We start from the raw sequence: 12,819 nt of genomic DNA on the forward strand, positions 1-12,819 counted from the left end.
GGCATTATGGCTAAGCCAACTCTTGCGCCAAAATCACAGGGGATGGATCCCCGTTTGTACTGCGATTACGCTCGTTTAGTACGTTTGCAAGCACAAGCAGAATCATTCAGTTTACTTCCTCATCTAAAAGCGGGCAGCGTACTCTCAGGCCGCCACAATTCGCTGTTTCGCGGTCGTGGATTGAACTTCGAAGAGCTGCGCCATTATCAATTGGGTGACGACATTCGTAACCTGGATTGGAAAGTCACGATGCGCACAGGCAAGCCGCACGTGCGCAGCTACACCGAAGAAAAAGATCGCAACGTGATCGTGTGTGTCGACCAGCGCAGCGCAATGTTTTTTGCTTCGACGCAAGTAATGAAATCGGTTGTCGCGGCAGAAATCGCGGCCATGTGCGGGTGGCGCGTGTTAAAAGATGGCGACCGAGTTGGTTTTGTCATCGCATCCCAACAGGCGCTGTTTCACAGCAAGGCGCAGCGTTCGCAAAACGATCTTCTGGCTCAACTTAAGCGTCTCGCTAAAGCCAATCAATCGCTCAATGTGGACTCCCGCAATTCCGAAAAAGTGACGTTCAGTCAATGGATTGAGCTCATTAAACGCATGAAGCTCAAACAATCCACATTGATTTTTATCAGCGACTGGAGCGACTGCGAGGAGCACCACCTTGATCACCTTAAACAGCTACAACAGCACAACGATGTTCTCGCAGTGATGGTCAGTGACCCATTAGAACAAGCGCTACCAGACGATTTGGCAAAATCGAAATGGGTGGTTGGTGATGGGCAGTATCAACTCAATTTAGACAGCAAAGCAAAGGTAGAAGCCGCGAGCGCAAAGCTTGAGGCTCGAACTAGCTTACAGCGTCAATCACTCTCTCAACTTATGGCGATGAAACACCTTCCGCACATCGAACTCGATACGACAGGCGAGCACATTAAACAATTTCAAAAACTGGTAGGAGGGCGTTAAATGAGTGGTCTTCCTACGCCTCCGAGTACCTACATACTCAGAGAGCTACATGATGTGGCCGTGCCACCAAGCGTGAGTTGGTATCCGCAAACTATTGGCTGGAAAATTTTAGCGGCGGTTGCGCTCATTGCATTAGTGTATGTCGCGTATCGTTTGGCTCAACAGTGGTGGTGTAACCGCTACCGACAAGAAGCTCTGTTGACGATTTCGCAAATCAAACCGAGCGACAAAGGCATGCCTAAAGCATTGTTCTCTGTGCTTAAAATTGTGTTGATTCATGTTGATAGCCGTAACGCGAAATTGTTTGATACCGCCTTTTTGCGCAAGCTCGATGCGCTATATCCGCAAACCGGAGATTCTCAAGCAAACTCGCAAGTGGTCTTTAACGATGAGCTTTCAAAGCGCTGGCTACAAAGTATTGTTGACCCAAGCGTTATGCTAACCAACGAAGAGCGAGTAACGCTTATTGCTCGTGCGAAAAACTGGGTGAGTGAACACCGCTGTGATGCTCAAAAAAGCGCGGCAAAGAAATCTCCATTATTGAAACGCAAAGCAAATCAGGGAGGTCAACATGAATGATCTTCTTGTATCGCTAACTGGTTTGTCTGGTTTTGAATTTGCTCACCCAATGTGGTTTCTGATTTTGCCGCTGCCATTGGTGGTGTACTGCTTGGTGCCTGCATATCGCACTAAGCAAATGGCGATCAAAGTACCGTTTTTTAGTCAGTTGGTGGAAGCGATTGGCGAGACGCCATCAGAAGGTGCAAGCCAGTTAACCCCAAGCTGGTGGCAACGAGCAACGTTAATTCTCTCATGGCTTTTGGTGGTGTGTGCGATGGCCAAACCCACCGTGTTAGGCGAGCCTCAAGTTCGCGAGAGTTTAGGGCGCGATGTTATGGTCGTGGTGGATCTTTCTGGGTCCATGGCTGAGCCTGATTTCACCTCTCGTACGGGCGAAAAAATTTCTCGCCTTGATGCGGCAAAAGAAGTGCTGACGGAGTTTGTTCAGTCTCGTAAAGGTGACCGATTAGGCTTGGTACTTTTTGGTGATGCCGCTTTTGTGCAAACGCCATTTACCGCAGACCAAAACGTGTGGCTCGAACTGCTTAACCAAACCGATGTGGCGATGGCAGGGCAGAGTACCCATCTTGGTGATGCGATTGGCTTAGCGATTAAAGTTTTTGAGCAAAGCGATAAGTCGCGTGGTGCTTTAGAACAAACCCAAAACCGTGAAAAAGTCGCGATTGTATTAACCGATGGCAACGACACGGGCAGCTTTGTCGAACCGATTGATGCGGCGAAAGTTGCGAAAGCCAAAGGCGTGCGAGTGCACGTGATTGCGATGGGTGATCCGGAAACGATAGGTGAAACCGCGTTGGATATGGACACGATTCATCGCATTGCGAAAGAATCCGGCGGTGAAGCGTTTGAAGCACTCAACCGTGATGAACTGTCGGCTGCCTACGACGAGATTGGCAAACTGGAACCTCAACTTTACGAAAGCACCACATACCGCCCAAAACAAAGTCTTCACCATTACTTGATGGCGTTAGTGGTCATTATGCATTTACTCGCGTTCAGCGTCGCGACACTCAAAAGAAGGGCTGCAACACGATCATCATTAGGAGAGAGCGATGTTTGATTCTCTTAGTTGGACGCAATTCTTTACGCAGTTTCATTTTATTCGACCGTTGTGGTTACTTGCTTTGATCCCCATGTTTTTCTTGGTGTGGTTGCGCTGGCGAGAAGAAAGCAAACCAAGCTGGAAGGATATTCTGCCCGAACATTTACGCAATGCTTTGACGATAGGCGAGCGAGGTTGGCGCAAGCAACTGCCGCTTAAGCTCTTGATGCTGATTGTGCTACTCGCCATTGTGATTTGTGCAGGCCCAACGTGGCAACGTGAATCTTCCCCCTTTGGCGAAGATAAAGCCTCTCTGCTTGTGGTGCTTGATAACAGCGACTCGATGCTGCAAAAAGATCTCCCACCAAGCCGCCTTGAGCGTTCCAAACAGAAAATACGCGATTTATTAGCTGCGCGAAAAGGCGGAAAAACGGGTTTAGTCGTATTTGCGGGCAGTGCTCATGTGGCGATGCCTGTGACTCAAGACAGCAAAGTATTTGACCCATTCTTGGCGGCTATTACGCCAGAAATCATGCCCGTGCAAGGTAAGCTTGCTGAAAAAGCCCTACCGTTAATTGATCAACAATTGCAAGGTCAACCAGGCTCCACCGTTTTGTTGGTGAGCGACGGCGTGAACCCGGCCACGATTAAGCAATACCAAGCGTATTTCGCAGGCAAACCTTATCAACTGTTAATTCTTGCAGCGGGGAATACAGACATCGTGAGTAACAACCCGATGGATTTGGATTCTCTGCAAAAACTGGTCAGCCAGACCAACGGTCGATTGGTGGAAGTGACGGTCGATAACAGTGATATCGAACAACTGAATCGATACGTTGAGCGCAATATGCAGCTTAATGGAGAATCTTCAATGCCTTGGAAAGACATGGGTTATCAACTGCTGTTCCCAATCGCGTTGATCATGATGCTGTGGTTTAGAAAAGGGTGGTTAGTGCAGTGGTGCGTGATTGCAATGGTGAGCGGTACACTGTTGATGCCGACCAGTGCAATGGCAGAGAACATTTCTGTTAAAGCCGAACAGCCACAAGTTGTGCAAAAAGTGACGACCTTCGACAAGGTGGCGCAATGGTGGTGGGATTTGTGGCTGACGCCAGACCAACAAGGACAGCGTTTGTTCAACCAACAAGCGTATTTAGACGCTGCAAAACACTTTGTCGATCCATTACGCAAAGGCACGGCGTACTACTACGCTAGCGAGTTTGAGCTCGCGCACAGTGCGTTTTTGGAAATGCAAAACGACCCGTCCGAAGAGGTTCGAGATTACGGTCTTTACAATGCGGCGAGCGCATTGGCGCGCCAACGTGAATATTTGGCTGCTCGCGACTTGTTAAAATCCTTAGCCAGCAAGCCAACGTTGAACGAGTCGTTAAGACCTGATGTTGAGCACAACTTGAAAGTGATTACTGGCATCGTCGATGAGATAAATCAGATGAGTGAGAGTCAAGCAGGAACAGAGCAAGAGGCGTCAACCGAGCTAGGCGACAACCCTCAAACCGCAGAAGGAGCGGATGAACAAACGTCAGCAGAGTTGATGATTAAAGAGACGTTAAGCGCAGACGACATCTTAGGTAGCCAAGAATTAGCCGACAAGTGGCTAAAGCGAGTCGAAGCGGATCCGAAGTATTTCTTACGCGCTAAATTTCAAATTCAATTACGCTCGCCAACAACGGGTAGCTCAACTACGACAACGGAACACAATACAGAGGAGGCTGCCCAATGATGATGAATGCCCATCGCGTGACCTCTTTTGCACTTCCTGCAAGGATAGTGGCATGGTTAGTGGTTTGTTTGAGTCTGTTCGTAAGTCGTCACGTTTTCGCTCAGGATATTTACGATCTTCAACGCAATCATGGTGTTGAGTTGCAAGCGTGGGTCGGTCAACAACCAACGGCTGGGGAAAAGCGTAAAACGCCAAGTTTTAGTGTCAACGAGCAAGTCATTTTAACCATCGAAGTGGCAACGCCGCGCTGGTTTACGGGTGGGACGCGAATTGGCAGTATTGAAATGCCCAATGTTATCGCCAAACAGCGTAATCAGTTAGCCACTAACTTCACGGAGCACAAGGGCGGACAAACTTGGTCGCGTCAACGCTGGGAAGTGACTTTGTATCCACAAGCATCTGGTGATTTTGTGATTCCACCTGTCGCAGTGGGCGTTCAGGTGTCAGCACCGGACGGCGAGAAGGTGTCAGGTACCCTTTACACGCAGCCGATTAAGTTCAAAACTGTCTTGCCATTGGGATTGTTGAGCGGTGACACTCCTTGGTTTTCTGCAACGCACGTAGACGTAAAACAAGAGTGGGAAACCTCCACTGAGTCACTCAAAGTTGGGGATGCAATCACGCGTAAAATCACCATTTCAGCTCAAGATTCGCTATCTGTGTTGCTACCAGACTTGTTGAAAGGAGAATCAACAACCCGTTACCAAGCGTATCCTCAACCGCACCGTCTTACAGATACGCAAACACGTGGTGATTACCAGTCAACACGCACAGAAGAGAGCGTGTACGTGATTCAACAAGGTGGTGAATTAACCCTGCCAGATTATGAGTTCCGTTGGTGGAACAGTAAGACTCAGCAAGTGGAAACGGTGGTGTTAGAGGGCAAAACATTTGCCGCGAAGCACACGTTGAAATCCTTCATCAAAACGTACTTTGCATGGATTGTATCTACGCTTGTATTGCTGGGTTTTGTGATTATTTCATTGGTAGCCATTAAACGTTACTACCGCAACAGACCGACACCAGCATGGTTGATGTTCCACCGTTTGCTAAAGGCTAAACGTTGGTCTGAAGCAAGGACCGTATTGTACAAACAATTGCGTTTAAATACGGCAGAGCTGGAAATGACCAAAGCCGATTCGAGTGAATCGTGGCAAAAAAGTGCGTCGCGAATGCAAAATGGTGAAAATAGCGCTCATTTAATGAAGTCGATGTGGCGCAAGATCCAGACCAAACAACAACGCTTTAAATTCCGTATTCTACGAGCGTTACCAGAACTGGACAAAGTCATTGGAAGAGATGGCAATGAATAAAACGGGGCGCTAATATAGCGCCTCGTTTTTATTAGAGAATAGAGTTCAAATGAGCCAAGAGTTTATGCGCCGCGCATTGGAAGTGTCCAAAAATGCGCTTCCTGAATGTCAACCCAACCCGCCGGTTGGCTGCGTGTTAGTGAAAGATAATCAAATCGTTTCAGAAGGTCATACTCAAGCTATTGGTGGCAACCACGCGGAAGTAGAAGCGCTGAATGCATATCAAGGCTCGTTAGAATCGGTGACGGCATACGTTACGCTCGAACCGTGTTCGTTTGTAGGTCGCACGCCAGCTTGCGCGGTGACATTAGTAAAATCCGGTATTGGCAAAGTCGTCGTAGCCATGTTGGATCCAGATCCGCGCAACAGTGGTCGAGGTATCGAGATTCTAAAACAAGCCGGTATTGAGGTAGAAATTGGTTTATGCGGCGAGGAAGTCAGCGAGTTTCTTACCCCATATTTAGGCAAATCTTAATGTAAGCTTTGGCTTGCACGGTAGCTGCTCACTTATGAGGTGAATGGAGCACGTCAAAATTGAGTTAAAACTCATTAAAACAGGTCGTACCGCCCATTTCTTGTACTTGGCTACGTTAACTATCATGCTGTTAGATTAAAATAGAGAAAGTGATTTTCGAAAAATTTAATAGCATGAAACCGACCGATCTGAATCTTATCCCCATCTTTATTGCCATTTATGAAGAGGGGAACTTATCTAAAGCAGCAGCACGTCTCAGCATCACGCAGCCCGCAGTCAGCAAAGCGTTGGCACGCCTTCGTGATATTTATGACGAACCTTTATTTCATCGCTGTACCAAGGGCGTAGAACCTACCTCTTTTGCTATGGATATTTACCCTGCGCTGCTTACTTCGGTGCAAAACTTTACTTCAACTCTGGCGGCTTCTAGCGAATTTGACCCTAAAGTGTCGAATCGAGTGTTTTCCATTGCTTGTGTCTCTGTTGCAAGTTTTGAGTTGCTCCCTCAAGTCATGAAACAGATCCGTGAGTTAGCACCACATATTGCTTTAGAGGTTCATCCACTCTTCACAGAAGATTTTGAAAGCGATCTGCGTTTGCAACGTTACGACTTGATCATTGATATCGTGCCAAGAGCACGAACAGTTTTAAAAGTTGAAACTGTGCTTACTGAGCGCTTGGTGGTGGTGTCTAGCGAGGAGCACCCACGCTTAAAGGACGAGATTACGGCTGAACAATTTTTTGAAGAAGAACATGTGGTGGTTTCGCAGTGGCAGAGTCGTAAGAGCTTGTTAAACGCCGATGATATTGTCGACTTGGACAAAAGAAAGATAAAGTATCGAGCTTCTGGCGTGTTGGAAATGCTACCTGTTATCTGCGGTAGTGAATATATTGGTTTAATGCCCGAGTCGATGATCAACTTGTTCAACCACACCTATCATGTTAAATCTTTATCTATGCCATTTGATGAACAAACCTATGAGCTCTGCACAATATGGCATCCTAGTCGGACAAACGACAGTGCCCATCAATGGTTGCGATCACAGATTAAACAAGCAGGGAAAACCATCAACCAATAGGAAGTGCAATGAAGAAGACAATACGTGCCATCCTTAACGGCAAAAAAGCTGGGAACCCAGAGCTAAGAGATGCAATCATGAAAATGAGAGACAAGGGCGTCGATGTGCAAGTGCGAGTGACTTGGGAATCTCAAGACATGCCGCGCTTGGTGAAAGAAGCGGTTGATGAAGGGATTGAACGTATTGTTGTCGCTGGTGGCGATGGGACCGTCAATGAGGCGGCTTCTGCGATTATCCAAATTGAAGAAGAAAAACGCCCTGAGTTAGCTATTATCCCTCTTGGTACCGCAAATGATTTTGCCACCGCGATTCAAGTGCCAGCTTCTATCAAGGCGTCTTTATCTCTCGCCGTAGAAGGGCAGTCTGCTTTGGTCGATTGTGTCAAGGCTAACGATCGCTACTTTATTAACGTGGCAACAGCAGGGTTTGGCGCAGAAGTTACGGCAGAAACGCCTGTTGAACTTAAAAACTTTCTTGGTGGCGGCGCTTATACACTAACCGGTGTTGTAAAAGCGCTCGGCTTTAAACCTTATGACGGAACAATAAAAATTGAAGGTGGGGCTTATCAGGGAGAAATGTTGCTTGGCGCTTTCTGCAATGGTCGCTTAGCTGGAGGTGGGCAAGAGTTAGCGTCGAAAGCGATGATTAATGATGGCTTGATGGATCTAACACTGGTGCGTCCATTCTTACCTTATGAGCTGCCAAAAGTTATCGAAGAGATCAATAATCCTAGCGAGAAAGGTGAGTTTGTAAAACACACAAGAGCAAGCTGGTTGGAGATAGACTTCCCAAATCCACTTCCGCTCAATTTAGATGGCGAACCATATCATTCGAGAACAATACGGTTTGATGTTCAGCCTAAGAGTATACGATTAGTCTTGCCGCAAGATTGTCCTTGCTTGACCAGCTAAACGAGTAGTTTCACGGCCCATAAACAACACAGCCTCCAATATGTGGCTGTGTTGTTTGTGTTGAGGTGTCAGGCGAATTAAAGCTTTTGAATGGTCTCTACGTCAATCTGCGTGGTTGTCCACTCTGAGTCAACTTCGCCTCGAATCGTCACTTTATCGTTTGGACCAACGTCTAGCCCCATCCAATCTTCACTGTCGATTTCTACTTCGATTTCGCCAGTCTCATCTTTGAACAAGTAAGTCTCGTTACCAAGAGATTGAACAATGTGCCCGGTTAACATGACGGCGCTGTCGTCGGTTGCGTTATGCGCCTCTTTCACTGAATTAATTACGCTTACTTCTGGACCATTAAACGCGGCGAAAGCTGAGCTTGAAAGTAGGGCAAACATGGATGCTAAAATCATTTTTTTCATTATCGTCTCCTTAAATTAGAAGTAATAAGTTGTGCCTACGTTAAAGGATGCAGTGTTTGCGTAGCTGTCTACTTGATATTTTACGTTTGCACCAATGGTGAGTTGCGGGAAAATTTTGTATTCCGCACCCACTGAGAACATTGCGCCTAGCTCGTTGTTTTTCTCTGTGTTGTGGAAAAGCGTGTTGTTCATTTCTACATCATCATTCGCGACAAGCTCATATTCTTGATGTTTCGAAACTTTGGTGTCGTATTGCGTGTACGTTAGACCCGCTTTGAATTTTGTTGTCCACTTATCATTTAATGCATAGCTAAACACTGGAGACAGTGATACTTGCTTGGCTTTGATTGACGCATCCCAATCCATTTCATGATGGTAATCTTTGCCATCAATTTGTTTGATACCAAGGTTCTTTGAACGATTATCATCAAGGTCAAATTGGCTGTAGCCCAACTCTAGCGCCCAGTTGTCATTGAACGCGTAACCGACAAAACCTGAGAAAATACCGTCTTCAAGCTCAGGGTTGAGTGTTACGTTGTCAGTTGAAAAGTGAGGTTCCAAATCATGGTCAGTGGTGCCTAGTCCATATTCCAGACCTACATAAGGAGCCGCAGATACCGAAACTGAGCAGGTAACAAGTAACGCAAGAAGTGTTTTGTTCATTTTATTTTGCCTCTTCAAATCAACTTAGTGAGTAGAAGCGCATTTTGTGTGAAGAAGCGTGAAGCGATCGTGAAGAAACGAAAAAAATGTTTAGAAAAAAGAGCAAGGGGCGATAACCGAGGGGAGGTTTGAGTGAACAAACACCAAGCTCTTTATATAGAGTAAGTTAAGTTGCTGCGACGTAACACACCGCAAACGGGACATTAAGGCGAGTAAACTCTTTGATCCAACGCCATTGGTTATCCTGGAGTTTATCGCCAGGACCTTTCACTTCAATCCACTTGAACTCGTTTTCTTTAAAAGCAATGAGATCCGGCATCCCATTACGGTAAAGCTTAAGGTCGCTCAATTGTATTTTGAACAGCGCCATCAGCATATTGGTTGGGATAGTGTTGAGCGCTGTTTCGAGTAGCTCTTTACTTATTAAATTCCAATGTACAAATGGATTACTGATGCCAAACTTCTCATCGTATTTTGTCAATAACGTCTGGGTGTTGCCCGCTTCTAGTTCGGCAAAAGCGGTGTCTATCAAAGCTTGGCGCTTGGTAACAAAATATGAGTGATATAAATCTAAAGGACGGTGTTGATAAGCGTTAATGAATGACCCTTCAATAGGAGCAAAAATCGCATCCCAGAATGTTAGCCCCAGTAGCGAGTTGAGCAACGCATTTTCAGCGTAAAACACATTCCAGCCTAAGGACTCAAAATACGCTTTACTGGCAAGCTCGACTCGTTGTTGAGATAAATCCAGTTCAATATGGTATTCGGAGCAGAGTGGCTTTGCCACTCTTGGTACTTTCGTGCCTTGTTTTCGCTTCAACCGTTGCTCAAGTTTTTGTGCGACTTCGAGCTCAGACACATCAATTGGCGACAGCAGCATCTCTGTGACAATGTCACTAAATAAATCATCATGGTTCAGTTTATCATAGATACGTGCACGTCGTTCTCGGCTCGGAGCGAGCTGAGTTTGGCTAAATAGAGATAGGGCGGTCTCTAGCTCATTAATACGCTCATAGTCTCGCGCAATGTCATTTAACATGTGTTCGCGTTTACGATCTACGTAATGGTGACTAACTGGATGAGGCATTGCCTCAATTAATAAGTCGAGGTTCGCTTTGTCTTTTCGATCAAATTGCCAGTACAGGTTGGCCAGTTGGCTCAGTTCAATTAAGCGGTCTATTTGCTCACGTGAATCAAAGAAACGGCGCACTTTACTCAATTGGTATTGCTCGAACTGATGTAGACCTAAGTCATCAAGTACAAACTGACTTAAGTCTTGATGGGTGTTGGCAAAAAATAGGGTGAGTAAAACGTCGATCATGTGGGCGGAATTGAGTTTGATGATCGTAAACTCAAGCTGCTCAAAACGATCAAATTCCGTGTTGCTTAAACTCTCTACAAGGGCATCTTTCTTCAATGACTTCGGTAGCTCTGGGTAAAGTGCAGAGATCTCCGGTTTCGTCAGTAAGTTAGACGCTAACTCTTGATGAGAGAGTGTGGGGGAAAGGGCCACAAACTCATGTTGACTCAATTCTACAAGTGCTTCATTGATAGAAGGTATTTCTTGATAACTCAGCTTATCACTTCGAAACCAACACCCTTTTCGGCTGTATAAACGCACCAACAGGCACTGGGCGTGTTTGCTCAAAGAATCAAACGAGCGAAGCCAAGCGTGTTCTTCCTCGGCCAGTAAATCGCTGTACCAGGTTACTGCGTGGTGAGTCAGCTTAAAGAAGTTTTCTAGATAGTAGTCTGGTGCAAGTTCGATAGGGCTTTCCATAAACGACCGATAACAAAAAAGGCTTAACCCATAGGTTAAGCCTTTTCGCTATCAAATCAATTCGCAATTATGCGTTTTTTAGGTGCGCTACTTTCGCTTCAGACAGTGGCTTAGTGATGAACGCAAGTACGATACATACTGCCATCATTGCTGAAGAAATAGTGTAAGCCAAGGTGTAGCCTTCGCCGTTCGTCATAGAGAAGCCAACAACTGCTGCGCCGATTGCACCACCGATACCCCATGCAGTGTAAAGCACACCGTAGTTAGTACCGTAGTTTATCAGACCGTAGAACTCGGCCGTTAGAGTAGGGAATACCGCTAGAAGTGTACCGTAACCTACCGCTGCGATCGCAGTGCCAATGATCAGAGTGAACTCAGAGTCGAACGTTGCGAACAACACCATGTTTACGCCTTGTAGGACGAATGCAAGTAGGAGCGTACGAACACCGCCGATTTTATCTGCAAGCATACCCGCAGCAACACGGCCGCCTGAGTTAAATACAGCAAGAATAGACGCTAGGTAAACCGCGTTTGGCAAGTTTGCTTGAACGCTTGCGATGGTCGTGATGTTACCGATGATCATTAGACCGACAGAAGCTGCGAATGCGTACATGATCCATAGAGAGTAGAACTGTGGCGTCTTCAGCATTGCTTTCCAAGTTAGGTCATCTGACTTTTTCACCGCTTTAGGTGCTTGACCTTCTTTTACTTTCGGCTCTGCAGGCGTGTAGTCTGCTGGTGGGTTATTGATGGTTGCAGCAAGAGGAACTGCAATTGCCAAGATACCAACACCAAGAACCATAAAGCTCGTTTGAATGCCCATGCTGTCGATCAATGATGATGTTACTGGTGCTAGGTAGATAGCCGCTAGACCAAAACCAGCCGCAATAATGCCGTTAACCATGCCTTTCTTCGAAGCGTGGAACCATTTCATTGCAGAAGGTGATAGGCATGCGTAGCCAAAACCGATACCTGCACCTGTGATCACACCGAAGGTAATGTTCAGCATGAGTGGAGTGTCAACAAAGCCAGACGCGATCATGCCTAGACCTGTAAGAACAGTACCTAGGATAAGGATCATACGCGGACCCATGCGGTCTTGCAGAATACCTGCAACAAGAAGACAGATAGAGAAAGTGATGGTTGCAGTTGCGTAAGGTGCAGAAGCTTCTGCAGCACTCCAGCCTGATTCAGTTACCAGTGCCTTGTTGAATACACTCCAAGCATACAGGATGCCAAGACAAAGGTTGATACAGAACCCTGCTAACAGGATGCGCATAGCTTTATCAATCTTGCTCATTTTCATTCTCAGTTTTTCCTCTTGTTGGCAATACCGCAAAGAGGGTTGGTTTAAAGATGTTTTTTCTCAAAATTAGTTTGCGTTTTTCAACGATTAACGCAATGAGCGCGGATTATAACCAATAAATATGTGATTGGAATCTCTTTTTGCCGTTACTGATAAAATAATTTGAAACATTAAAAGCGGATGTGAATTCATGGTTTTGTATGTGGTTGGAGTGTTATCAAAAAGTGATGATTTTTGTTGTGAGGAACGAGGAACTAGTCAAAACAGAGAATTCAGTGCGCAGTTGGGTGCACAGCTCACATTTCATATAAAAAATTTCAAAATGTTACCGTGTTAACTCCCTGTAACAAAAATGACTGGAATATCGTCTTGTCGCCGTAAGTATTGGATGTAAAGGGTTTCTTAAATTTAAATTGTTAACCTTTTGTAATAACTAGAGCTGATTAGGTTTTTTGTGCATTAAGTGAACAAAAAGTCACTTGTAATTGCAGATTATAGGAGCAGAATATAGCGAAAAATGAGATTTCATTTATGAAGGGATGCTT

The 12,819-nt window shown here is 45.9% G+C and carries 12 protein-coding genes; 8 read left to right on the forward strand and 4 right to left on the reverse strand.

From position 1 onward, the window contains the following. The first annotated feature begins 6 nt into the window (after positions 1 to 6). The 8 genes from L3V32_RS19985 to yegS all read left to right on the forward strand — a co-directional run bounded on the left by L3V32_RS19985 (position 7) and on the right by yegS (position 8,112). On the forward strand, positions 7 to 969 hold the full coding sequence (locus L3V32_RS19985) for a DUF58 domain-containing protein (protein ID WP_015313118.1): 963 nt from the start codon (positions 7 to 9) through the stop codon (positions 967 to 969). After that, positions 970 to 1,548: a DUF4381 domain-containing protein gene (locus tag L3V32_RS19990; RefSeq protein ID WP_021485215.1), complete on the forward strand. Its 579-nt coding sequence runs from the start codon at positions 970 to 972 to the stop codon at positions 1,546 to 1,548. Beyond that, entirely contained in the window at positions 1,541 to 2,611 is a 1,071-nt protein-coding gene (locus tag L3V32_RS19995; protein WP_237285022.1) for a VWA domain-containing protein, read from the forward strand. Before L3V32_RS19990 ends, L3V32_RS19995 begins: the two co-directional genes overlap by 8 nt. Beyond that, the gene (locus L3V32_RS20000; RefSeq protein ID WP_237285023.1) at positions 2,604 to 4,334 is read left to right on the forward strand and encodes a VWA domain-containing protein; all 1,731 of its coding nucleotides are present in this window, start codon (positions 2,604 to 2,606) and stop codon (positions 4,332 to 4,334) included. Before L3V32_RS19995 ends, L3V32_RS20000 begins: the two co-directional genes overlap by 8 nt. Then, positions 4,331 to 5,647 carry a BatD family protein gene (locus tag L3V32_RS20005; protein WP_237285024.1) on the forward strand — a complete coding sequence of 439 codons (1,317 nt, stop codon included), beginning with the start codon at positions 4,331 to 4,333 and terminating at the stop codon, positions 5,645 to 5,647. Before L3V32_RS20000 ends, L3V32_RS20005 begins: the two co-directional genes overlap by 4 nt. 49 nt (positions 5,648 to 5,696) lie before the next feature. Next, on the forward strand, positions 5,697 to 6,122 hold the full coding sequence (locus L3V32_RS20010; protein WP_005498583.1) for a bifunctional diaminohydroxyphosphoribosylaminopyrimidine deaminase/5-amino-6-(5-phosphoribosylamino)uracil reductase RibD: 426 nt from the start codon (positions 5,697 to 5,699) through the stop codon (positions 6,120 to 6,122). Positions 6,123 to 6,295: 173 nt separating this feature from the next. Then, the gene (locus tag L3V32_RS20015) at positions 6,296 to 7,201 is read left to right on the forward strand and encodes a LysR family transcriptional regulator (protein WP_237285025.1); all 906 of its coding nucleotides are present in this window, start codon (positions 6,296 to 6,298) and stop codon (positions 7,199 to 7,201) included. A gap of 8 nt (positions 7,202 to 7,209) precedes the next feature. After that, positions 7,210 to 8,112, forward strand: coding sequence for a lipid kinase YegS (gene yegS / locus L3V32_RS20020; RefSeq protein WP_237285026.1), 903 nt, complete (start codon positions 7,210 to 7,212; stop codon positions 8,110 to 8,112). A 77-nt stretch (positions 8,113 to 8,189) separates the two neighbouring features. On the opposite strand, the gene L3V32_RS20025 is transcribed toward yegS, so the two are convergent. From L3V32_RS20025 to L3V32_RS20040, 4 genes are all read right to left on the reverse strand, one after another. After that, a complete protein-coding gene (locus L3V32_RS20025; RefSeq protein WP_237285027.1) occupies positions 8,190 to 8,525 on the reverse strand; it encodes a NirD/YgiW/YdeI family stress tolerance protein in 336 nt (111 codons plus the stop codon). Between the two features lie 15 nt (positions 8,526 to 8,540). Then, positions 8,541 to 9,188 carry an AcfA family outer membrane beta-barrel protein gene (locus L3V32_RS20030; protein WP_237285028.1) on the reverse strand — a complete coding sequence of 216 codons (648 nt, stop codon included), beginning with the start codon at positions 9,186 to 9,188 and terminating at the stop codon, positions 8,541 to 8,543. 166 nt (positions 9,189 to 9,354) lie between these two features. Further along, a complete protein-coding gene (locus L3V32_RS20035) occupies positions 9,355 to 10,968 on the reverse strand; it encodes a VRR-NUC domain-containing protein (protein ID WP_237285029.1) in 1,614 nt (537 codons plus the stop codon). Between the two features lie 67 nt (positions 10,969 to 11,035). Continuing rightward, positions 11,036 to 12,268 (reverse strand): OFA family MFS transporter, encoded by a 1,233-nt coding sequence (locus L3V32_RS20040; RefSeq protein WP_237285133.1) that lies wholly within the window; start codon positions 12,266 to 12,268, stop codon positions 11,036 to 11,038. Between the last annotated feature and the right edge of the window lie 551 nt (positions 12,269 to 12,819).

This window comes from Vibrio sp. J2-4 (assembly GCF_021728155.1).
GTDB lineage: Bacteria > Pseudomonadota > Gammaproteobacteria > Enterobacterales > Vibrionaceae > Vibrio > Vibrio diabolicus.